At 36.4% G+C, this 22608-nt stretch carries 18 protein-coding genes and 1 pseudogene; 9 read left to right on the top strand and 10 right to left on the bottom strand.

Annotated features, from left to right (window positions below; translation table 11 throughout):
* Positions 1-13: 13 nt before the first annotated feature.
* The 3 genes from AC4PHI_RS11920 to AC4PHI_RS11910 are packed head-to-tail and all read left to right on the top strand — an operon-like array spanning position 14 to position 2224.
* Complete coding sequence (locus AC4PHI_RS11920; RefSeq protein ID WP_492200049.1) at positions 14-655, top strand: 3-keto-L-gulonate-6-phosphate decarboxylase UlaD; 642 nt, start codon at positions 14-16, stop codon at positions 653-655.
* A 2-nt stretch (positions 656-657) separates the two neighbouring features.
* Positions 658-1521, top strand: coding sequence for an L-ribulose-5-phosphate 3-epimerase (locus tag AC4PHI_RS11915; protein WP_492200048.1), 864 nt, complete (start codon positions 658-660; stop codon positions 1519-1521).
* A 16-nt stretch (positions 1522-1537) separates the two neighbouring features.
* Entirely contained in the window at positions 1538-2224 is a 687-nt protein-coding gene (locus AC4PHI_RS11910) for an L-ribulose-5-phosphate 4-epimerase (RefSeq protein WP_492201596.1), read from the top strand.
* A 225-nt stretch (positions 2225-2449) separates the two neighbouring features.
* On the opposite strand, the gene AC4PHI_RS11905 is transcribed toward AC4PHI_RS11910, so the two are convergent.
* Both AC4PHI_RS11905 and AC4PHI_RS11900 read right to left on the bottom strand, forming a co-directional pair.
* The gene (locus AC4PHI_RS11905) at positions 2450-2872 is read right to left on the bottom strand and encodes a cupin domain-containing protein (protein WP_492200047.1); all 423 of its coding nucleotides are present in this window, start codon (positions 2870-2872) and stop codon (positions 2450-2452) included.
* Between the two features lie 206 nt (positions 2873-3078).
* The gene (locus AC4PHI_RS11900; RefSeq protein ID WP_492200046.1) at positions 3079-4323 is read right to left on the bottom strand and encodes a CapA family protein; all 1245 of its coding nucleotides are present in this window, start codon (positions 4321-4323) and stop codon (positions 3079-3081) included.
* 1154 nt (positions 4324-5477) lie between these two features.
* Between AC4PHI_RS11900 and AC4PHI_RS11895 the strand changes: the two genes are divergently transcribed.
* The gene (locus AC4PHI_RS11895) at positions 5478-6590 is read left to right on the top strand and encodes a hypothetical protein (protein WP_492200045.1); all 1113 of its coding nucleotides are present in this window, start codon (positions 5478-5480) and stop codon (positions 6588-6590) included.
* Positions 6591-6928: 338 nt separating this feature from the next.
* Positions 6929-7315: pseudogene (locus AC4PHI_RS11890) on the top strand (2-thiouracil desulfurase family protein); the annotation flags it as partial.
* 389 nt (positions 7316-7704) lie between these two features.
* Here the strand turns inward: AC4PHI_RS11890 and AC4PHI_RS11885 are convergent.
* From AC4PHI_RS11885 to AC4PHI_RS11855, 7 genes are all read right to left on the bottom strand, one after another.
* Entirely contained in the window at positions 7705-8544 is an 840-nt protein-coding gene (locus AC4PHI_RS11885) for a sugar phosphate isomerase/epimerase family protein (RefSeq protein ID WP_492200044.1), read from the bottom strand.
* 6 nt (positions 8545-8550) lie between these two features.
* The gene (locus AC4PHI_RS11880) at positions 8551-9234 is read right to left on the bottom strand and encodes a rhamnogalacturonan acetylesterase (RefSeq protein WP_492200043.1); all 684 of its coding nucleotides are present in this window, start codon (positions 9232-9234) and stop codon (positions 8551-8553) included.
* Complete coding sequence (locus tag AC4PHI_RS11875) at positions 9227-9925, bottom strand: alpha/beta hydrolase (protein ID WP_492200042.1); 699 nt, start codon at positions 9923-9925, stop codon at positions 9227-9229. The genes AC4PHI_RS11880 and AC4PHI_RS11875 overlap by 8 nt, the downstream gene beginning before the upstream one ends.
* A 20-nt stretch (positions 9926-9945) precedes the next feature.
* A complete protein-coding gene (gene uxaC / locus AC4PHI_RS11870; protein WP_492200041.1) occupies positions 9946-11334 on the bottom strand; it encodes a glucuronate isomerase in 1389 nt (462 codons plus the stop codon).
* A gap of 64 nt (positions 11335-11398) precedes the next feature.
* A complete protein-coding gene (locus AC4PHI_RS11865) occupies positions 11399-12904 on the bottom strand; it encodes a UxaA family hydrolase (protein WP_492200040.1) in 1506 nt (501 codons plus the stop codon).
* A gap of 4 nt (positions 12905-12908) precedes the next feature.
* Positions 12909-14324, bottom strand: coding sequence for a tagaturonate reductase (locus AC4PHI_RS11860; protein ID WP_492200039.1), 1416 nt, complete (start codon positions 14322-14324; stop codon positions 12909-12911).
* Between the two features lie 62 nt (positions 14325-14386).
* Complete coding sequence (locus AC4PHI_RS11855; protein ID WP_492200038.1) at positions 14387-15397, bottom strand: LacI family DNA-binding transcriptional regulator; 1011 nt, start codon at positions 15395-15397, stop codon at positions 14387-14389.
* A gap of 238 nt (positions 15398-15635) precedes the next feature.
* Here AC4PHI_RS11855 and AC4PHI_RS11850 point away from each other — a divergent pair, with 238 nt between their 5' ends.
* Positions 15636-17873: a helix-turn-helix domain-containing protein gene (locus tag AC4PHI_RS11850; protein ID WP_492200037.1), complete on the top strand. Its 2238-nt coding sequence runs from the start codon at positions 15636-15638 to the stop codon at positions 17871-17873.
* Between the two features lie 353 nt (positions 17874-18226).
* Here the strand turns inward: AC4PHI_RS11850 and AC4PHI_RS11845 are convergent, their stop codons facing one another.
* The gene (locus AC4PHI_RS11845) at positions 18227-19057 is read right to left on the bottom strand and encodes a carbohydrate ABC transporter permease (RefSeq protein ID WP_492201595.1); all 831 of its coding nucleotides are present in this window, start codon (positions 19055-19057) and stop codon (positions 18227-18229) included.
* Between the two features lie 366 nt (positions 19058-19423).
* On the opposite strand from AC4PHI_RS11845, the gene AC4PHI_RS11840 reads away from it, so the two are divergent.
* From AC4PHI_RS11840 to AC4PHI_RS11830, 3 genes are read left to right on the top strand one after another with little or no spacing between them, the layout of a single operon-like run.
* On the top strand, positions 19424-20398 hold the full coding sequence (locus tag AC4PHI_RS11840; protein ID WP_492200036.1) for an ABC transporter permease: 975 nt from the start codon (positions 19424-19426) through the stop codon (positions 20396-20398).
* An 18-nt stretch (positions 20399-20416) separates the two neighbouring features.
* A complete protein-coding gene (locus tag AC4PHI_RS11835) occupies positions 20417-21097 on the top strand; it encodes a YesL family protein (protein ID WP_492200035.1) in 681 nt (226 codons plus the stop codon).
* A 19-nt stretch (positions 21098-21116) separates the two neighbouring features.
* A complete protein-coding gene (locus AC4PHI_RS11830; RefSeq protein ID WP_492201594.1) occupies positions 21117-22568 on the top strand; it encodes an extracellular solute-binding protein in 1452 nt (483 codons plus the stop codon).
* Positions 22569-22608 lie beyond the last annotated feature (40 nt).

Here is a 22608-nt window from a genome sequence, read left to right as displayed (position 1 = left end):
GGAGAGAGATTAAATGACTAAACCAAATTTACAAATTGCGTTAGACCATAATGATTTAGAACACGCTTTATCTGACGTTATCAAAGTCGGAGATGTGGTTGACATTATTGAAGTGGGAACGATTCTTTGTCTGCAAGAAGGGAAACGGGCAATCAGCTGTATTCGCAGCATGTTCCCTGAAAAGACAATTGTGGCGGATACTAAATGTGCCGATGCAGGAAAAACAGTAGCGAAAAACGTTGCAGATGCCGGTGCTGATTGGATGACAGTTATTTGTTGCGCGACGATTCCAACAATGGAAGCTGCAAAAAAAGAAGTGAAAGAGCTCCAAGTGGAATTGTATGGCGATTGGACGTTTGAACAAGCTGAAGAATGGAAAAAGATAGGTATCAAACAAGCGATTTACCATCAAAGCAGAGATGCACTTTTTTCTGGTGAAACTTGGGGAGAAAAAGATTTGGCTAAAGTAAAAAAACTGATCGAGATGGGCTTTAATGTATCAGTGACTGGCGGTTTGAATGTTGACACATTGAAATTATTTGCCGGTATCGATGTCTATACATTTATTACAGGTAGAGGAATCACTGATGCACCTGATCCAAAGGAAGCCGCTCTAGCTTTCAAACAAGAGATTGTGCGAATTTGGGGTGAATAGTCATGACGAGCCTAGGTATCTATGAAAAGGCATTGCCTAAATCCATTACTTGGCCTGAACGTTTAAAATTAGCCAAAACTCTCGGATTTGACTTTGTCGAAATGTCGATTGACGAGTCTGATGATCGTTTGGCTAGATTAGATTGGAATAAAGCGGAGCGTTTGGAACTAGTCGAAGCAATGTTTGAAACAGGTGTAACGATCCAATCCATTTGTTTGAGCGGTCATAGACGGTATCCTTTAGGTTCATCTGATCCCTTAAAACGTCAAAAAGCCGATGAAATTATGGATAAGGCCATTCAGTTGGCTGTAGATTTGGGTGTCCGTATCATCCAGCTCGCAGGTTATGATGTTTATTATGAAGAGAAAAGTCTGCTTTCAAGGGAACTTTTTATCGAGGGAATCAAGAGAGGTGTGGCACTTGCTTCACAAAAAGGAGTCATCTTATCCATTGAAATCATGGATGACCCTTTCCTAAACTCAATCACTAAATTCAAACAAATCAAAGAGCAGATTGCTTCTCCTTATTTGCAAGTCTATCCTGATTTAGGCAATCTATCTGCTTGGCCGGAAAATAATCCCGGGTATGAGTTAGAACTAGGGGTAGGAGATATTAGTGCGGTTCACATCAAAGATACACTACCTGTAACAGAAACCTTTCCTGGAAAATTCAAGGAAGTTCCTTTTGGAGAAGGGCATGTAGACTTTTTAGGTTGTTTGAAGACACTCAAACGCTTAGGCTTTAGCGGACCATTCTTAATCGAAATGTGGACTGAAAATAGTGAGTATCCAGAAGCAGATATAAGAGAAGCAAAAGAGTTCCTTCTACCTATTTTTAAGGAGGCCGGTTATTTTGGAAAACAATGATGCAGTGATTAAAGAGATGAAACAACGAGTTTTTGAAGCTAACTTATTGTTACCAAGCTCCGGCTTAGTCATGTTGACTTGGGGAAATGTGAGCGAGATTAATCGTGAATTTGGTGTGGTAGCCATAAAACCCAGCGGGGTGCCTTATGACAGGATGAGGGCTGAAGATATGGTTTTGACGGACTTAAAAGGGAAAAAGCTTGAAAAAGATAGTCTTAATCCGTCCTCTGATTTAGCTACTCATCTAGTATTGTATGAAAAATTTGAGACGATTCAGTCAATCGTACACACCCACTCTAGCCACGCAGTGATGTGGGCCCAAGCAGGACGGGAGATTCCCGCCTATGGAACAACACATGCGGATACATTTTACGGAAACGTTCCCCTCACCAGGCATTTGACAAAAGAAGAAGTTGACCGCGCCTACGAAGAGGAAACTGGAAACGTCATTGTTGAAACATTTATGGGAAATAATATTGATGTGGAAGCAGTTCCTGGGGTAGTCGTAAATGGACACGGCCCATTCACTTGGGGGAACAACCCCAATAAGGCTGTGGAAAACAGTATGATTTTAGAAGAAGTAGCTCGGATGGCCCTTTATACAGAGCTGATAAACCCAAAGATACGTCCGATACCTAATTATTTATTGGATAAACATTATTTACGGAAGCATGGTAAAGATGCTTACTATGGTCAAGGATAGAAGGATCTGTAACGTTTACTTTATTGATAAAATTTTTATTTAAAAAAATACCAGACTTTCATATTTGTAGAGGCTTCAAAAAATTGATGAGATTTTAAACGACCCGTTTTGCGCGGTCGTTTTTTTGTAGTAATAGAATAGTTTTCGCTGCTAGGACATAATAAAACCATCACAAATAACAAAAAACATGAAATCAAAAAGATTTCATGTCTTGGTTAATACTTTCTACTGTTCATTAGGATCATTTCGTGCATCATCGTGTGTTTTGTGAACTGTTCCAGCAATGTGGTCTGGTCCGGCATAGATGGTATATAATTTTAGAGGTTCAGTTCCTGTGTTCTCTACATTATGCCATGTGTCCGCGGGAACAAAAATTGCATCATCTGCTTTGACAGGAGACTCAAAGGTCAAATTGTTTTCGGCAGGTCCCATTTTACAAACACCGTTACCTTGCTCGATTCTCAAAAATTGGTCTATCCCGTGGTGGATTTCCAAGCCGATATCGTCTCCAGGTTGAATGGTCATCACCGTTACTTGTAATTTGTCCCCCGTCCAGATAGTCGTCCGGAAGTTTTCATTTGCCAAAGTCATGCCTTCAATATCTTCAACAACTGGCTGCTTGCCGCGATCAGAATAATCAAATGTCATTTTAAAGACACCTCCTTGTTTGTTACCTTCATAGTAGGACATATTTTAGGGAAAAGGAAGGGAAAAGCCTTATATGACAACGATTATTGTTCTCAAATAACGAAAAAGAACAGAAAAAATAGTTAAAAAAATTCGGACACGTCTCAGTGAGTGTCCGAAAATATGTATAGTTGTGTTTGTGATGCAATAATTTTTGAAACCAGTCCTCACCATTTTAGATCCAATAAATCCATCATTTCATGGTAAGCAGTTTCGATGCGTTGGCGTTTTTCTTCTGGGACACTGTCAGCCTGTTTCCCGTCTTTCAGGTAGTCTTCAGCAAGCAATACCTGATAATCATATGCTGGATAACCATTGAAAGTCATCCCGCCAGTAGGTTCTCTCGATACCCAAGTCGGATGGGCTTTGATATTGCTCAACACAGTTTTTTTATTTTTCTTCGTTACTTCTACCTCCATAATCACACCGCGTTCAGTCCAGTAATTTTCTAATGTTTCGAACCGTTGATTGGAGAGAAGATTTCCCATGGAATAGAGAATGAATTTTTTCTCACCGTCTTTTTCAATAATCTCAGTCGGCTGTGCCACATGGGGATGCCCGCCAAAAATAATATCCGCACCAAAATCAATCATTTTTCGATAAATCTCTTGCTGTTCTTCAGAAGGAGTCAAGCTGTATTCTACGCCCGACTGGGGCATCACAACAGTAATATCTGCGATTTTTTCTGCCTGTTCGATTTCTTTTTGAATTTTTTCCATATTTAAATCTTTTAAATACGTATCGTAGTCAGATTTGCTGATTGTTGCTTCGATGCCGTTAAACCCATAACTATATCCTAAAAGTGCGATTTTAATGCCGTTGACATTTTTTACCAGAATATCATCCTTCTCAGACACGTTGACACCGAACACGTCCAGTCCTTCCTTTTTAAATGCGTTGGCAGTATAGATAAGCCCTTCGATTCCTGTGTCTAAGATATGATTATGTGCCAGAGTGATTGCATCGTAACCGGCATTTTTAATACTTTCCACCACCACTTCAGGTGCGTTGAAAACAGGATATCCGGCCAGTTCCCGGTTTGGATTTATCGTACCTTCGAAATCTCCCAGTGCTAGATCGGCAGAGGAGATGAGAGGCGTGATGTGTTTATAATTATTTGTAAAGTTAAAATTTTCACCGTCAAAAGCACCACCATAAACGACATCGTGATACAGCATATCTCCGCTGGCCATAATAGTTGCGGTTTGTTCGCCGTTTTTTCCGGTAACTTTGCCGACGTCTTTTTGATTTTTTTGCGACGCCGTACTTTTGTTGTTTCCAGTGTTTTCTTGCCCCATTGCCATTGCGAACCAACTTAACATAACTAATATGATACCTAAAATTGTTATTATGGCAATTTTTACCACTTCGTTTTTATTTCCTATTGTACTTTCTCTTTCTCTACGTTTCATTTGATCACTCCCAGTATGTTTTGGTGATTTAAAATATTTGGAAAAAGTCTGAGCTGTTTCCAAAACTGATTACTAGAAAAAAACGGCTGTAATCGTACAGAGAAGATATTAAAACAAATGAGATAGCGATTTCAGCTTATCCTAAGTTTAACGGACTCTGTTTGCTAATTCAACGTTTTTGGTGACGATTAACTTTTGATTGGCGAAGAGAAGATAAAATATAAAGTCACTGGAATGGTTATAGGTACAGTAATTTTTTTCAGGTGCTAGAAAAGTGCTTAGTGTCGGGGTTTTTTACTGATAAATTACGTTTGAAAAAAATATTTTGAACAGTACAAACAAAGGTGGTTTTGACCGTGGTGAATGTTCTATTTGATAGGCGTTGTTTAGGATTTGGGGAAATGGTAGAGTTCAGGCCTGTAAGTAAGCAAAAGATTATTCAAATAAAAGGTTATTAATAATCAAAGTTTAAAAATGTGATAAGATTTATCATAAAAATTATAGAGCATTCAAATAAAAAAACCACTCATTCTGAGTGGTAAAAGCCTGACAACTGGATCAAGCTTAGATGTGATGAGCTTTGTTGAAGTGATCATAACATATAGTTGGCGATTTTGAGGGTGTTTGTAGTACTTTGCTTTTGCTCATCACATAATTAAAATACGCAAAATATCATTTTTTTTATCAAAAAATTTAAAATAGATGAACTATATTTTTATAGTGTTGCTTCTATGAGCAGGAATGGCTGGTAATTCTTAAAACTAAAGAAGCTTTGCTGAAACTAAAAATGTTTAGTCAGATTAGCAAAAAAGCCACGAAAAAAATATTTTATTGTTATATCAGGAAAGCAGACTGGCATCGGGCCTCATTGTTTAAAAATGATTCATATATTGAAAATCAGTCAATCGTATTGCTGAAAACAAAGACTAATTCCTAAAAATTTCTTGATTAATTTATTTCCAAGCGTTATTATTTGATAATGTAAGGGATTGTGTATTCGAAAACAAATTCAAGTTTTGACTGATAGGAAAATACAATTATCCTTCATTGAAAGACGATTGTATCAATTTTTTTGGTGTTGATAAGGTGGTCTTCTTTTTGTGCTGAAAAACTTGAGTTTATATCTTGGAAAAAGTTAAGAAAGGGTAGATAAAATGGAAATAAGCAAGCGCGTGAAAATAGTAATAAGTGTGATAATTGTATTAATTATTTTTGGGGGTGGAATTGGCTATGGCCTTTACCGCAAGGAACAAAAAAGGGAACTAACCTTAAAGGAAACGGTTGGCATACAGCCATTTTCATTTTCCGACTTTCATAATACAGAAGTAAAAATGGATGGGACTGTGACGTTAACTTTTGAAATTGATGAATTCTTAAATAAAAACAAACGTCAAAAAATGGACTATTATATTTACGATTCGCAAGCACGTGAGTTGGTGAAGTTAGCTTTAAATGAACAAGACAGTTGCGACTATACAATCAATTTCAAAGATATTGCTGAAAGGAAAATCCAACAGTTTATCCGAGAAGGGGAGAATGGACAATTTTTAGCTGAAAGCGACAGGATGGAACAACTATTAAATAATGTTTATGAGAATCACAAAATTTATCTGTTGGCAACGCCGAAAGGGTATGTAGAAAAAGAAGAGAAACGCTTAGACAAAATTTCTTCAAGTTTAGATAAAGAAAAACTTTCAAAAGAAAATAGTTTTAATGCTATCGATATGAATAACCATTTAAATATATTGAATGATGGATTAAAGCCGGAAGGAATTGGCTATTCAACCTATACAGAGTATGTGGTGAGTTTGGTGACAGAGGAATTATCGAATGAGGATTTTATCAAATTAGTGACAGCTGTTCAAGTAAATGTGCCGAAACAAATTGAAATATTGAAATCCCACTTATTTGAAGGGCAGTATTCAGAAATTTTGAAGGAAGGCTATTTTGCAAGAGGGAATTTTGATTATAGACGGTTGGGTTATGTTCTGGCGGAGGATTATGGAATTGGAACATATAGTCCTATCACATCGTACTTGAGAACTTATAGTGTGTCTGAAAGCGAAGAAAAGGCATTGAAGGAAGATATAGCAGAGTGGAATCAGCGAATCATTGAAGATACAAAGAAATACGAAGAGCCGATTGATGCAACTACTCTTGAGAAAAGCATCATGAAAGCCGGACTGATAGATAATGCCTTATTCTCTTACAAAAATACGCAAGCACTGGGTGAAAGACTGGAAATAACAGAGGATAGGGAAGAATGATAAAGAGTTGAGGAATATATCAAAAAAGCTGATTTGAAATAGAGCAGAAAAACTCTTGTTTTTAGAGGAGAGGGGAAATGATTCCGCCCTTCTTTTTTATAGTCAGACAAAAAAATGGTATTATCTCATGCTCTTTATGATGATCATTGCATAGATAGTCTGATGGGGACAATATTGTCACTCTCTATTTAATCTTTGCTATAATGATGTAAATCCAGTCGGAAAAAGATAGTTCAAAAATTATAATTATAGAGCAAGTTATTAAGAAAGAAGGACTGAAAGGAATAAAAATGAAAGTATTGGTCAGCGCATGCATTATGGGATAAAATTGCAAGTATAATGGAGGGAATAATAAAAACGAAAAGATCATCGGTTTTTTAAAAGATAAAGAGATGATTAAAATTTGTCTTGAAATATTGGGCAGCTTGGGAACTCCCCGTCCTTCTGCCGAGATATTAAATGGGCGCATGGTAAATGCCAACGGGGAAGATGTGCATTTAAAATTTCAAGAAGCAGTAGATATTGCGCTGTCTAAAATCAATGTGGATGATTTTGACTTAGCGATTTTACAATCAAGAAGTCCTACCTGTGGCGTCAATCAAATATATGACGGTAGTTTCAATGGAAATTTAATCAGCGGAAGCGGGTTATTTGCTCAAGCGCTGATTGATAGAGGATGCAAAGTGATTGACGTTGAAGATATAGACGAGATAATGGGCGGTTAGACTCGTAATTAGTGAAGAGATGCTACAAAAGAAGCACGGTCAATTAGCAGTCCATTTACGATACAATGTTTTTTTTACAAAAATATGCTTAGGAGAAAAGATCTCCACTGAAAAGCGAAGAGGTGGCTAGCGAGTGTGTCACATGGTTATGAATACAATACATTAGGTTTTGACTCGACAGTGGCTAGTGGAACTTTTATCACGATACAAGCTGACTGGAGGATCTTTTGGTTTATTTTATTAAAGTTAGCTTATTCATGCATTTTTTGCTTAAGGAATGTGTCTTAGTGTGGGGTAGTAATAATATAAAGAAAAAGCAACAGACTGGAGATAAATCCCGTAAGCCTGTTGCTTTAATTTATTTAGAATGTTTTCAGACAACCGCTTTTTTAGATTTGTTCATACATCGTTCTCACCAGTTTGGTAGCTGATTCTACATATGTCTCTGGAGTAGCCTCTAAACTTGCAAACATTAGCGGTCGTTCTTTCTTTAAATAAGTCAAGATACGAGTATAGTCCATCAGGCCAGTACCGACCGGAACGATTTTAATCTTTCCATCTTCGACAACAAAATCCTTCAGATGAAGACAACTGATATGGCCATGTAAATCTTCAAAAGCTTGAGCAATGACCCGGTCAAGTTCTTGATAATTGTCTGGTCTCATCAAATTCGCACAATCTAAGATGATTTTTAGATTTGGCGAAGCGACTTCATGGATTAGTCTTCGAGCAAGCTCAGATGTATAAAGAGGGTGGTTTAAACCCGCTTCAATGCCGACTGTGACACCTAGGTGTTCGGCATGAGTGACTAATTCAATAACGGAGTCACGCGCAATTTGATAAGCTTCTTCTGTAAAATTCTTTTTAGTGTATCCTTGCCCGACACTTCCAGTTTCTGTCCCAACTAAAGCAGCGTGAAAGTCTTTTGCCAAGTCTAAATGATGTTTAAAATCGGCAATCGCTTTTTGTCTGATGGATTCATCAAGACTGGAAATATTGACATAACATCCTAAAACAGAAAGCTTGATCTGATTGTTTTGAAAGTAGTCTCCAAAAAAACTTGCCGTACCTGTAGAGATACTTTGTAAACTTGGAGCAGCTTCTGGGAACGATTTTTTCACAGCAAATTGTACATGAGTTAATTGATAATGAGATAATTTGGAAACGAGCTCTTCACGATTTTTAGCTTGAATATCATGAGCACGGATTCCAAGATTAAGTGGCAGCATAGCTGATTATCCTTTCAAAAATTTTTTAAGAGGTAACGAACTTTTTTCGATTTCTTTACAGATAAGTGTAGCAACCATCTGAGCTCCTAAATCGCTAAAGTGAGTATTATCTTTCACTCCATCCGGATAATTAGGATGGGTCCCAGCTGATAGATGGAGATAGGCGTTCTTAGTTTCCCTTTTACTTAATTTGTTAAAATAGTATTGTGAAGCACTAAAAATATCCAGTAAAGGTAAGTTGTTTTTATTGGCAAAATCAATCATAGCTTTCGGATAGTCTCCTAGAGTATGTGGATTTAGGCCACCATTACTCAGATAGTCACGGCGAGTGACAGAAGTTAACAGAACAGGAAAAGCATTTTTATCATGAGCAACTTGACAAAATGATTGGAGATACTGTTGATAGTCTCTAAAAGGCTGCGTTCCTCTTTCCTCTTCTATCTTTTGGTCATTATGTCCAAACTGAATAAAGAAGTAGTCACCAGCTTGGAGTTGTTTATCAATGACTGTTAGGCGACCTTCAGCAATGAAGGATTTAGTGCTGCGTCCATTGACAGCATGATTAACAATAGCTATGTCATCAGTAAAAAGGTCAGTTATTTTTTCCCCCCATCCAGTTTCGGGCCGTTTATCATTCTGTTTAATTGCGGCTGTTGAATCACCAGCAATGTGAATTGTGAGTTTAGCCATTACTTGCTCCTTCTATTAGTCTATTTAACCAGTTTTCTGCTAAATTTTTCCATTGTAAAGTGTGTTTATTTTCTGGCAAAATGCCTAAACCATGACGGCCGTCTGGAAAAAGATGCAACTCAAATGAAATCCCCTGATCATTCAATGACTTGGCTAATGTTAGACTGTTCATTACTGGAACGGACTGGTCAGCTACAGTGTGCCAAATAAAGCTAGGAGGAAAGTCGGGAGTAATTCTTTTCTCCACTGAATATTCAGATGCTTTTTCCTCCATGTTTTGTAAAAAGTTCTTTTTACTGCCTTGATGTGCCCAGTCTTCTACAAGGGAAACTACGGGATAGCAGAGGATAATACCCTCAAACCATCTTGGCCATTCGCTGGCGATTAGTCCAGCGACATGACCACCAGCAGAAAATCCAATCAATATAAGTGAACTGATGTTAGGGTGGTGTTGCAGTTCTTTAAGAATGACCTTGATGTTCTCTAAAAACGTATCGGGGCGTTTGTTTTTTATTTGGTAAGAGAGGATGCCAGCATGATATCCTTGCTGCTGCATCCAATGGCTAATAGCCGTGCCTTCTTTTTCTAATGATAAAGTTTCATAACCACCACCTGGACAAATCAATACGTAGGGTCTTGGGGTTTCGTCAAGCCAGTAATGGGATAAAGTTGTTTCAGAAAATGAATTCATTTTATTTTTGCTCCTACAGTCTAAAAACCAAAATACTCAGCTGCGTTGTTATAGCTGATGTTTTCGACCATTTCTCCGAGTATTTTTTCATCAGCAGGTGCCTCGCCCCGTTCCACCATTTCGCCAATAAATTCACACAAGACACGTCTAAAGTATTCATGTCGGGTGTAAGAAAGAAAACTACGTGAATCTGTCAACATACCTACGAAGTTGGATAAACAACTACCGTCAGCAAAGTAAGTTAGTTGAGAACGCATGCAGGAACGAGTATCATTGTACCACCAGCCTGATCCAAGTTGGAGTTTTCCTGGCACATCTTTTTGATAACATCCCATCAGGGTGACTAGAACAGGAAAATCATTTGGATTTAAAGAGTATAGGATGGTTTTTGGCAGTTGATCGGTACTTTCACAGCGATCCAATAACTTTTGTAAAGGAATTGTGATGGATAGATCATTTGTACTATCGTAGCCTGTGTCAGGTCCTAACTTTTGAAACATTTTTTGATTACAATTTCGATAAGCGTGGATATGTAGCTGCATCGTCCAATGATGTTCGTGATAACTTTGAATAAGTCGAACCAGAGTTTCTGTCCGGTAAGCTGAGATTTCCTCTTCATTCAAAGTTTCTTTACGTAACCCCTTTTGGAAAACAGCTTCAAGCATGGACTCATCAGCTTCCGTATAGGTCAAGACATCCAGTGCGTGATCAGACAAACGGCATCCCATCTTATGAAAGAAGTCTATGCGATTTTTCAGGCTCTCTATCAGTTCCTTGTATGTGGTGATTGGTCTATCAACAGAAGCTGCTAACTGTTGTATCCATTCTGTAAACCCGTCTTTGTCGATATTTAGTGCTTTGTCAGGCCTAAAGGTTGGTAATACTTTAAAAGCTGTTTCCTCATTGGCTAGTTGCTGATGATACGCAAGGTCATCGCTTGGATCATCCGTTGTACAAATAACTTTAACCTGTGAATTTTTGATGATCTCACGACGGGAAAAGCTTTGGTTGCCTAATTTTTCATTAACTATTTTCCAGATTGTTGGTGCATTTTGTTCATTGACCATGAGACCTACATCAAAAAATCGTTTCAATTCTAAATGCGTCCAAGCGTAGAGGGGGTTTCCAATTATTTTAGGAACCGTCTGACACCAAGCGAGAAATTTCTCGTAGTCAGATGCTGTGCCTGTAATCTGTTCTTCTGGAACACCGCAAGCGCGCATCAAACGCCATTTGTAGTGATCTCCTCCAAGCCATGCTTCAGTGATGTTTTTAAAGTTTTTGTTCTCATAAATTTCTTTTGGATCTAGATGGCAGTGATAGTCAATAATTGGCATTTTAGCAGCGTGGTTATGATAAAGCTTCTTTGCACAGTCAGTTGATAATAAAAAATCATTGTTTAAAAACATTTTTTTCCTTCTTTCTAAGTTTCATTGTAATGAAAAGAGCCTAAAAAAACAGTTCTTATACTTCTTATAAAGTAACTCCAGTTTTAAAAATGGCTAACTCTCGGACCTCATTATCTTCGTTGCGAGTAGTTTCACCGCTGGCAACTGAAATGATTTTTTGGATAAATTCTTCTAAAACATTTTCCATTGAGTCGTTTAATAGACGGCCAGCATTGAAATCCATCCAATGTGTTTTCCGCTGGAAGATATCATTGTTAGTGGCAACTTTTAGTGTAGGAACATAAGAACCAAATGGAGTACCTCTTCCAGTTGTGAAGAGGACGAGTTGACAATCAGATGAAGCGAGTGCAGAAGAGGCAACTAAGTCATTCCCTGGTGCTTGCAGTAGACTTAGTCCTTTCTTACGCAATTTCTCGCCATATTTTAGGACATCGACAACGACAGCTGTTCCGGCCTTTTGAGTACATCCTAAGGACTTATCTTCGAGTGTTGTAATCCCACCGTCCTTGTTTCCAGGAGAAGGATTTTCATAAACAGGTTCTCCAAAAGATAGAAAATAATGTTTAAAGTCGTTTATTAGATGGACAATGTCTTCAAATACTTCTTCGTTTTCAGCACGTGACATCAACATTTGTTCAGCCCCAAACATTTCGGGTACTTCTGTAAGAATCGTTGAGCCTCCTTGTGAAATCAGAAAATCAGAAAAGGCGCCTAACAAAGGATTGGCAGTAATGCCGGAAAAACCATCAGAGCCACCACATTTTAAACCAACATTTAATTCTGAAAGGGGAATATCTTCTCTTTGATCATTTTTTGCAGCCTCATAAAGCTCGTCTAATAGAAGCAAGCCTTGCTCCACTTCATTGTAGACTTCTTGCGCTACTAAAAACTTGACCCGTTCTGAATCGTAATTACCCATTTTTTCTTCAAACTCTTTTACCGTATTATTTTCACAACCTAAGCCAAAAACAAGAACACCGCCAGCATTAGGATGTTGTACCGCATCAATTAAGATTTCTCGTGTGTTGCTGTGGTCATTACCCAACTGGGAGCAACCATAAGGATGTTTTAAAATGGTAATATTGTCGAAGCCGCCTAAATCAGGGTGTTTTTCTTTAAACTTTTTGATCATGATTTCAGCCATGCCGTTCACACAGCCAACTGTTGGGACAATAAACAGATCATTACGAATCCCGGATTTCCCATTTTTTCTCTTATAGCCTTTGAAAGTCAGATGACGATTTTCATACATGACTTGATGAATATCAGGATCATACGTATAGGCCAACTCTCCGTCTAAATTAGTTTTAACATTATGTGTATGAAGCCAATGTCCTTTTGGGACAGAAGTAGTGGTGTGACCAATCGGATAACCATACTTGATAACATCTTCATTTTCATCTAAAGCTATCAAAGAAAACTTGTGCCCACGGGGAATAAGTTCTTGGATTGTCAAAGCCTCTCCATCGATTTCAAGCACGGTTTCTGCAGGTATTTCTTTTAGAGCAACTGCCACATTGTCTCTTGGATTTAATTTTGTATAGCTTACTTTTGTATGAGATTCATTCATGTTTTTAAACTCCTTGGTTAATTTTTTGAATCAAGGTCCGAGAACCTTTTGTTTCAATTGTTTCAATCATTTCTACTACCTTATCTACTAACCCCTCGATTGAAGTTAAATCTTGTTCCCATAATTGTTGATTTGAAAGTATTTTTTCGACAGCGCTGTCGGGATTTTTCCAAGCATCAGCAAATATTGTTAAAATTTCAGCTTCATCTTGTGGAGTTATTTTATCGCCGCGATAACTGAGAATTAATCCTGACAATGAAGCTGTGATATAAGGTGGCAACATTTTCTTATTATCGATAAACTTAACAAATGCAGGTAGTAATCTTGTTTTAAACTTTGAGACACTGTTTAACGCAATAGAAGATAATTCATGATGAACGAAAGGATTTAAAAAACGCTCTTTGATTTGGTCGGCGTATATTTTCAATTCATTCTGAGGTAATTCTAACGTCGGGATTAATTCATCTTCCATCAAACAATCGATAAAGGGACGAAAATCAAGATCTTTCATGATATCTTCAACTGTTTCTATATTTGCTAATAAACCTAGTGGAACCATTGCAGTATGGGGACCATTGAGCAAATGAACTTTTCGCTCGCGATAGGGTGTCATATCGTCAGTCACAATAACGTTTAGACCGGCTTGAGCAAGTGGGAAAGTTCCCTTGACAGATTCAGGTCCTTCTATGACCCAAAGCATAAACGGCTCTGCCTTTACCATTAGGTTATCTTCATATCCTAGTTTTTCTTGTAATTCTTTTGCCGTTTCACGAGGATAGCCTGGGACGATTCGATCGACTAAGCTACAGCAAAAAATATTTTCATTTAGTAACCAAGTCTGGAACTTTTTCCCTAACTGCCAATCGCTTGCATATGTTTCAATAATTTCTTTAAGTTTTTCACCATTACGATCAATTAATTCACAAGGGATAATAGTTAGTCCTTTTTGTCCACTTTGAAATCTTTTGTAAAGAAAAACCGTCAATTTAGCAGGAAAACTTTGTGGGGGACGATCTGTCAATCTGCCTTCCTCATGGTACTGTATACCTGCTTCAGTAGTGTTTGAGACAATGACTTCGAGTTCAGGGATAGCTGCAAGTTCTAAGTAACGTTCCCAATTTTCGTAAGGATCTACTGTTTCGTCAATGACCGTGATGATTTCACTTGACTCTACCACTTCACCGTTGAGAATGCCTTCAAGAAGAACCGTGTAAAGGTTATCTTGTTCGTTGAGCATTTTACTAAGGCCTTGCCGAATTGGTTGTACTACCGCAACGTTTCCATTAAAGAAACCTTGCTTATTCATCTGTTGTATTTGCCAATCTACAAAAGCACGCATAAAATTGCCTTCGCCAAATTGAAGTACTTTTATCGGCTGGGGAGTTCTTTGATTGAGTAGTTGATTTGTAAGTTTTTTCATGATTAAATTCCTTTCAACACGCTTATGCACACGTGAACATTTTTATATAAAACAGAAACCTCTTAAGTTTCTGTAATATTTCTTACTGATGATCGTATAACCAAAGATGATTCGATAACAACTTCTTTAACTGATGATTCATTTTTTTCATTGTCAATAAGTTGCAGAAGCAACTCAAGTCCTTTACGGCTGATTTCACGGATAGGTTTATGGATAGTTGTTAATGGCGGATCTAAATAATTGACAAACGAAATGTCATCAAAACCAATTAAAGATATGTCCATTGGGATATGGAGTTTTTTTTCACGGATAGCTTTCATTGCTCCGATAGCCATATCATCATTACCGCAAAAAACCAGAGTAGGCAATTCTTTCATTGCCAGTATTTTTTTCATTTCATGATAGCCGCTTTCAGGACTATAGTCTCCGGTATATAAGAACTCTTCATGAACAGGTATTTGATGTTGTTCTAAACTGCGAATCAATCCCTTTTTCCGTTCATCTGCGGAATGAAATGTCGACATGCCACCAATATAGCCGATTTTTCTATGTCCCTGTGTAATGGCATAATCGATCATTTTGGCAACACTTTCTGATTCATTGGTGATAACATTGACAATTTCCTTATCATTCAATTGTCGATTTAAAACGACTAATGGGATTTTTTTGCTTTTTATGGATTGGATAAAAACTTCATCTCCAGTGCTTTGGCTCATAATAATGATGCCATCGAACCTTTGGAAATTTGTCTGCTCAGGGTTTTTTATCTCATCGATTCCTTTAACTGCTAATGTATAGTTTTCATCCAAAATTTCATGAATTCCTTTTATGGCTTCGATTAGAAAACTAGAACTTGTTCCTTGTTCTAAGCTTGAAAAAAAAAGACCAATAATAAAATTTCTTTGATACACTAAACTCTTAGCGTTGATATTTGGGCTATAGTTTAAGCTCTCTGCAAGAGCTAGAATTTTTTCTCGAGTCTCTAATTTAATCAGAGGACTATGATTTAGAGCGCGAGAAACAGTTGTATGCGAGACACCAGCTAGTTTAGCGATGTCTTTAATAGTCACCATATGGAACGACTCCTTTTAGTTCTTGTTATAATTTTGTTAACGTTAACAAAATTCTATTATAAAATGCTTTAAATGTCAATTGCTATGCGATATAATAAATGCACACGCTAACATTATTGGGATGAGTAGTTGGTTTTTATGATTTGTTATGCTATTCTAATGAATGGGTGTATGCATTTATTATGATAAATTTTCTCTTGGTTAGATCGTGGATCAAAAGCACTGGAGGGGTGGAAGTGTGAAAAAACATTCAATGTTTTATAAAATATTTGTTCCTTTTTTTGTACTCGGAGTTGTGTTAGTGACTGGGTTTAGTCTATATATTTATCGAAATACATTTGACTCAATTGAAGCAAATTACATTTCAAACAAAGCTGAATATTTACAGCAAGTCAAAAATAATGTCGAAAAGAAAGTCAGAACGATTGAATATGCTTTTACTGCATACGGTTCGACCAGCTCTTTTAATGAGATATTCAGCAATCGTTTGACTTCAGCAGATTTTGAAGTTTATCGGGATATCAATACGGAACTTAAATATATTGAAATGATGGTTATGGATGAAAGCACTTACGATTTGATTAGTCTGGCTGGAGGGTGGGGAATTATCAAGGGCTCTTTGATTCAACTTTCTGATGGACAAATTGATCTTCTCAAAGATAAATATTCTCGTGCTGAGACAAGTTTGTTTTGGTCACGTGAAGAGGATAATATTGAAATGACTATCTCTTTACCAATGTTTTCAAAAGAGAAATGTGCTATAGGACGTGCTCAGATCAGCCAGCAGAGTCTAAAAAAATTGATTGATAATCAAAGTGGTGATTATATTTCCATTTTTGGCCAACACGAAGTCCTTTTTGAAAATGAAAAAAATAAAATATCACCAGAGGTAGTAGCAGAGTATGATAAGAAATTAGAAAGAGACCCACTAGTCATAGAAGAAAATAGTCAATCTAAAATGATATTTTTAAAATCTGATTATAATAATTGGGTTTATGCCATGACCCTGAATAGTGAAGGGACAGTGCATGCTACTCGCTATTTACGTTTGGGACTTATTAGTGCTTCGGGAGTGCTAATCATTTTCATTGGAGTCATTGCTTATTTTTTCGCGAAAAGATTTATGGCACCAATACGACAGCTTCAACAAGATTTAAATTTTTTGCCACAAGGTTTTAAGGGTGACGAGTTAGACATGGTGGCCTACTCTGTTACGACTTTAGTCAATCAAAATGAATATTTAAGTGCAAGTCTAATCTCACAAAAACCACAATTGGAGACACTTTTTATTTTAAGTTTATTCAGAAATAGCGTAATGAAAAATGAAGTCAATCAAAGATTGTCTCAATTTGGCTACCATTTCGAGGATAAGCGATTTTACATTGGAATTATTCAAATAGATGATTTAGACGAGCAGCATGGAGGAGAGCGAGAATTACTATTGTTAGCTATTAATAATATTGTTTCTGAAATAGTTCCTGAAGAGAAACGCATGTTACCGATAGTTTTGAATGATGAGATGCAGGCAACAGTTTTTGTTATGGAGAAAGAAGACACTGAAGCGAGTAAAAAGGTCACGCGCTATTTTGAAGAGGTTCAAGCAGGTGTTGAAAAATATTTAAAACTATCTATTAGTGCAGGAATCAGCGCCAACTTTTTTGATTTGCTAGAAAGTAAAAAAGCGTTAGATTTTGCTAAAGAAGCTGTTTACTATCGTCATAATACGGGACCAAATTCAATTATCTTTTATAAAGACATAGTTCCTTCATCAAGTAAAAAAACTCTTATTAAGTATCCTTTAGAGCGGCAAAATCAGTTGTTCGATGCCATACGTTCTGGAAGTGAGGAAACGAATCGGCACCTGAATCGTTTAGTTGATGAAATTTTTCGTTTGAATCAAAATATGACCGGATTAGAAGTTTCTTTTACGAGATTAATCAATGAATTAGTTCAGTTAGGACTCTTAATGGGAGCTGATGCCAAGGATTTTGAAGATGTCAAACAAGTCTATTTGAAGGTCTTGACTAGCTATAATGCGAAAGAAATCAAAGAAGTATTACTAAAAAAATTAATAGAACCGATTAGTAACAATCCTCAAGAAAGGGCAGAATTAGAATTTAAATCTATTTCTGATAGTATTATACACCTCATACAGACAGAATTTGATCAAGATCTATCATTAGAAAACATTGCGGAAAAACTTCATTATAATCCGAATTATCTTAGCAGCGTATTTAAAAAAGAGAGCGGGGAAAATTTAGGTGATTATATACAAAATTACCGCCTATCAATTGCAAAAAAATGGCTGAAAGAAACGGATATGACGGTTAAAGAAATTGCTGAAAAATTACAGTATAAAAACCCTCAAAATTTCATTAGATTTTTTAAGAAGAAGATGTCAATCACACCGGGTGAATACCGCAAAAAGAATAAAAATTTAGAAATTGGAAATAGTGTTTATAGGGAGAGAAATTAGAGGCATGAATGATCGATCGGATAGTAAAACTTTTGCAGACTTTCATTGTTTGTTCGAGTGGTGTGTGGAACTATTAGGTATTTTAAGTGACATGGAGTGAAACAACTTGTCTAAAGGCTGAAAATGTTTAATAACTCTCTTGACCTGTAGTCTTAAGAGTATTTTTGCTGCTTTTCTATTTGTTGAGAAAATAGGAGCAGTTTTGCTTGTCTCATAGCATTTTGTTGATTTGCAATCGACGAAATATCCAAGGTTATTGATCAACTCTATTCAAAGATATATTGAAAAAAATCGATTATTGGTATAGAAAAAGCAGTCCTCTCATTAATTTAGAGAAGACTGCTTTTAAAATGTTACCCTTTGACTGAACCAACTAATGCCCCTTTTACAAAATATTTTTGAACGAATGGGTAAGCGATAAGCATTGGTACAGTTGCAATGACAATAACGGCCATTTTAATTGTTTGAGCAGGAGGAATGATGTCTACTACGCTATTTTCTGCTTGCATTCCACTTGAAACAATAACGATTTGACGCAACAGAACCTGAATAGGCCATTTAGCAGAATCGTTAATATATAAAATAGCATTCATATATGTATTCCAATAAGTCACGGCATAGAATAAAGAAATAGTTGCAATAGATGGTAGAGCAAGGGGAAGCATTATTTTTAGGAAAACCCCAATATCTGTGCAGCCATCCATTTTTGCTGATTCTTCCAGACTGTCTGGTAATGCTTGGAAAAAGTTACGCATGATAATCATATTCATTGCGTTTACACAAACTGGCAAAATCATAGACCAGTAAGAATTGATCAATCCAAGTGATTTTACGACTAGAAAAGTTGGAATCATACCACCACTAAACAGCATGGAAAAGACCACAATAAAATTAAAAATATTGCGACCATATAGATACTTACGAGAAAGACCATATGCCATCAATGAAGTAATGATCATGCTGACTAAGGTTCCTATACCTGTAACACCTATAGATACACCCATTGCTTTGAAAAGAGTAGGAGTTGATAGGATATAGCGGTAAGCATCAAGAGAAAATGTTGTTGGAAATAAAATAAATTTTTTTGAGACGACTTCTTGTGTAGTGGCAAACGAAGTGGCAATAATGTTGATAAAGGGAACGATACAAATTAATGCAATCAGTATTAATAAAGTATTGTTCATAATATTAAATGTCTTTGAACCCCAATTATTTTTCACTGTTACTTTTTTCATTTTTTTCCTCCTTTTAGATTGTACGTTCTTGTATTTCCAATGTAGCATGTGCTTTTCGTTACGTCTATAATCATCTATTGACTATATTAGGTTCAAAATTATATAGAAGTAATTTTTTTTTTAGAGAGAAAAATTTCCGATAATCATTTGTTTAAAAGAGTATCTTTTCTTTTGTTTTAATTATCACAAACCTTAATATGAAAGGGTTTACTTTGCAGAAGGATAAATGACCATATACGTAACCTATTAGGATTAGGTATCATAAAGGCAAGTTGTTGCGGAAGAGTCATCACTTAATTTAAAGGAGGAAAAGCTATGGAGGAGACTTCGTCCAAGGTCTATGACATTTCAAAGAAGTTAATGAAGACAGAAAAAATAAAAAGGAAAAAGAAAATCATCGCTGGGATTCGCCAGAACAAGTTGCTTTATTTGATGATTTTACCAGGAATGTTATACTTTATTATTTTTAAATATTTACCAATGGGAGGATTAGTTATAGCCTTTCAAGATTATCAACCATATCTAGGGATTTTTGGAAGTCCGTGGGTAGGTCTGAAGCATTTTATACGTTTGTTTACAGAACCGACTTTTTTCACATTATTAAGAAACACGTTAGTTTTATTTGCTCTAAATATATTTGTGTTTTTCCCCTTACCTATCATACTATCGTTAATGCTGAATGAAGTAAAAAACAAATATTTAAAAACAGGTGTTCAAACATTAATTTATATTCCTCATTTCATGTCATGGGTTATCATTGTTTCAATCACCTATGTTTTCTTGAATGTAGATGGTGGTGTCATCAACGAGTTTTTAGCTTCCATTGGAAAAGAAAAAATAAGTTTTTTAACGTCACCTGATTGGACAAGAATAGTTTATATCGGACAGGTTATATGGCGGGAGTTAGGCTGGTCAACGATTATTTATCTCTCTGCAATTACTGCAGTTGATACCCAGTTATATGAAGCAGCTGATATGGATGGAGCAAATCGATTAAGAAAAACTTGGCATGTGACGCTTCCGGCGATTCGGCCTGTAATTATTACATTGTTGATTTTGAAAATTGGCAGTACTCTGGATTTAGGATTCGAGCACATGTATTTGTTGTTAAATTCGTTAAACCGTAATGTAGCAGAGATTTTTGATACTTATATTTATTCTGCTGGATTGAAACAGGGGCAACTAAGTTTTAGTACTGCAATGGGAATGTTTAAGGGAGTGGTCGGCTTGGTCATGGTAATTGGAGCCAATAAACTCGCAAAAAGAATGGGAGAAGACGGGGTTTATTAAACCAGAGGAGGATAACCAGTGTTACTAAGGGCAGAGAAATTAAACAGAGTATTACTAAAAGTTCTACAGCTAGCCTATTTAAATTTTTTATGGTTATTGACGACTCTTTTGGGCTTAGGGCTAGTGACAATTGGTCCGGCCACTTATGCGGTAACTTCTGTTATTAGAAAGTGGCAGAGATCAGAAGCGAGCTTTTCGATAACAAGAAGTTATATGTTTTTTTTAAAAGAAGCCTTCATTGAATCAATGTTGGTCAGTTGGTTTTATATTATTGTAGGTTATGTCATCACTATAGATCTACTTTATATACAAAACTGGTATTTTCGTGTGGTAGTGTATATTGTTTGTGCTGTGTATTTAATTTCTCTTGCATTTATATTTCCAATATTAGCTCACTATGAATGGCAAGGATTTTTCTTTAAAATCAAAATGGCTTTTCTGTTTGGTTTTTCTTATTTACAGTACACATTAGTGCTGTTTACCATTTTAGGAATTCTCTACTTTTTAGCCATTAGTTTTTTTCCGGGAATTTTGACATTTTTTGGCTCTAGTTTTCTGATATTCTGTTTGACATGGACAGCAAATCAAGTGTTTTGTCGAATAGAGCTTGAAGAGTCAGAAGATGCAGAATATAAAACAAATTATCAAATAGTAAAGGAGAAATTTAATGAAAAGAAGAATGTTTTTAAAAATGGCTAGTGTAGGGCTAGTTGGATTAATGCTCTTATCAGGGTGTGGTGGAGATAAAAAAGCTGATGCAAGTAAGGATGGGGACGGACCTCTAGAGATTACTTGGATGAACATATTGCACACTGCTTCTCCACCAACCGATGTGGTGCACTCAAAAATTGAGGATTATACAAATACTAAACTAACGTTCAATTGGATTCCAGATGCCTCTAAGGAAGAACGTTTAACTACAGCGTTAGCATCTGATGAATTAGCCGATATTGTGACGATAACAATTATGCAAAATTCCTCAGTTAGAAATGCTCTGAAAAGCGGTATGTTCTGGGAAGTATCAGACTATTTAAAAGATTATAAGAATTTAAGTGAAATTTCAGAAGATAGAATTGAAGCAGCAAGTGTTGAGGGGAAACTTTACGGTGTTCCTTTCCAGAAAGACTTAGCTCGTCCAGGCCTAGTTATTCGTAAAGATTGGCTAGATAATTTGGGCTTAGAAGTTCCGACGACAATGGATGAATTATATGAAGTTGCAAAACAGTTTACCGAAAATGATCCAGATGGAAACGGTAAAGATGACACAGTAGGTTTTGGAGACCGTGCCCCAACAGATATTAAATATACGAGTTTTAAATTATTTACTACTTATTTTGGTGCACCAAATGGTTGGAAGGTAGACGAGGCAGGAAAATTTATTCCTGAATTTGAAACAGAAGAATATATGAAGGCACTGAATTTTTCTAGAGATTTGTATAAAAATGGTTATCTGGCACAAGATTTTGCGGTTACTCAAAAAACTGATCAACAGCAGCAATTCGCACAAGGAAAAACAGGTATATATACTGGTATGATCGATATCAAAAACTTGAAAAACTTGGCAAAAGGCATTCAGGACGACATGGAATTAGTTCCTGTGAATAAAATTGCAGCGAAAGATGGCGGTGATTTCCATGTGTGGTCTGAAGGTAGTGGTGTAGGCGGCTTGCTTGCATTTCCTAAGTCTGTAGTAAAAGATGAAGAACATTTAAAACAATTATTGCAATTTGTGGATAACTTGATTGATGAAGAAATGTACTACGCTATGACTGGCGGAATCGAAGGAACACACTATGAGTTAGATGAAAATGGCGTATTCAATATTATCGATAATGATTTGTGGCAACAAGATGTTCAGCCATTTGCAAGTTCTAGACCAAGTGAAGTTGCTTATCAACTTATTGATGCGGATCCAAAAAAACAAGAAGCCAATGAGTTGGTAAAAGAAAACGAAAAATTTGCTGTATTAAATCCAACTATCCCATTAGACTCAGCGACAAATAATGAAGTTGGTACAGAAATTGAAAAATTGATTGTTGACGCGACAGTTCAATATATTATGGGACAAACAGATGAGGCTGGCTTTAAAAAAGCAGTGAAAGAATGGAATGCTCAAGGCGGAGAGAAAATCAAAGCTGAATATGAAGAAGCTTATAAAAAAGCCAAATAATTATTTTTATGGATGATGTTTTAACTGTCAACGAAGAAGC

The organism is Vagococcus sp. QWL-13 (genome assembly GCF_058683555.1).
The sequence above is the reverse complement of the archived record's forward strand: the minus strand, read 5'-3'. Positions and strand labels throughout refer to the sequence as shown.

What these genes read in the sequence shown, in the direction of transcription:
- AC4PHI_RS11885 (WP_492200044.1), bottom strand. Translation starts at nt 8,544, where the DNA reads ATGCTGCCACTTAATCTTGGAATCCGTGCTCATGATATTCAAGCTAAA.
- AC4PHI_RS11860 (WP_492200039.1), bottom strand. Translation starts at nt 14,324, where the DNA reads ATGAAAAAACTTACAAATCAACTACTCAATCAAAGAACTCCCCAGCCG.
- AC4PHI_RS11905 (WP_492200047.1), bottom strand. Translation starts at nt 2,872, where the DNA reads ATGACATTTGATTATTCTGATCGCGGCAAGCAGCCAGTTGTTGAAGAT.
- AC4PHI_RS11830 (WP_492201594.1), top strand. Translation starts at nt 21,117, where the DNA reads ATGCTCTTATCAGGGTGTGGTGGAGATAAAAAAGCTGATGCAAGTAAG.
- AC4PHI_RS11855 (WP_492200038.1), bottom strand. Translation starts at nt 15,397, where the DNA reads ATGGTGACTATTAAAGACATCGCTAAACTAGCTGGTGTCTCGCATACA.
- AC4PHI_RS11865 (WP_492200040.1), bottom strand. Translation starts at nt 12,904, where the DNA reads ATGAATGAATCTCATACAAAAGTAAGCTATACAAAATTAAATCCAAGA.
- AC4PHI_RS11895 (WP_492200045.1), top strand. Translation starts at nt 5,478, where the DNA reads ATGGAAATAAGCAAGCGCGTGAAAATAGTAATAAGTGTGATAATTGTA.
- AC4PHI_RS11880 (WP_492200043.1), bottom strand. Translation starts at nt 9,234, where the DNA reads ATGGCTAAACTCACAATTCACATTGCTGGTGATTCAACAGCCGCAATT.
- uxaC (WP_492200041.1), bottom strand. Translation starts at nt 11,334, where the DNA reads ATGTTTTTAAACAATGATTTTTTATTATCAACTGACTGTGCAAAGAAG.
- AC4PHI_RS11900 (WP_492200046.1), bottom strand. Translation starts at nt 4,323, where the DNA reads ATGAAACGTAGAGAAAGAGAAAGTACAATAGGAAATAAAAACGAAGTG.
- AC4PHI_RS11840 (WP_492200036.1), top strand. Translation starts at nt 19,424, where the DNA reads ATGGAGGAGACTTCGTCCAAGGTCTATGACATTTCAAAGAAGTTAATG.
- AC4PHI_RS11845 (WP_492201595.1), bottom strand. Translation starts at nt 19,057, where the DNA reads ATGAACAATACTTTATTAATACTGATTGCATTAATTTGTATCGTTCCC.
- AC4PHI_RS11920 (WP_492200049.1), top strand. Translation starts at nt 14, where the DNA reads ATGACTAAACCAAATTTACAAATTGCGTTAGACCATAATGATTTAGAA.
- AC4PHI_RS11875 (WP_492200042.1), bottom strand. Translation starts at nt 9,925, where the DNA reads ATGAATTCATTTTCTGAAACAACTTTATCCCATTACTGGCTTGACGAA.
- AC4PHI_RS11910 (WP_492201596.1), top strand. Translation starts at nt 1,538, where the DNA reads ATGAAACAACGAGTTTTTGAAGCTAACTTATTGTTACCAAGCTCCGGC.
- AC4PHI_RS11915 (WP_492200048.1), top strand. Translation starts at nt 658, where the DNA reads ATGACGAGCCTAGGTATCTATGAAAAGGCATTGCCTAAATCCATTACT.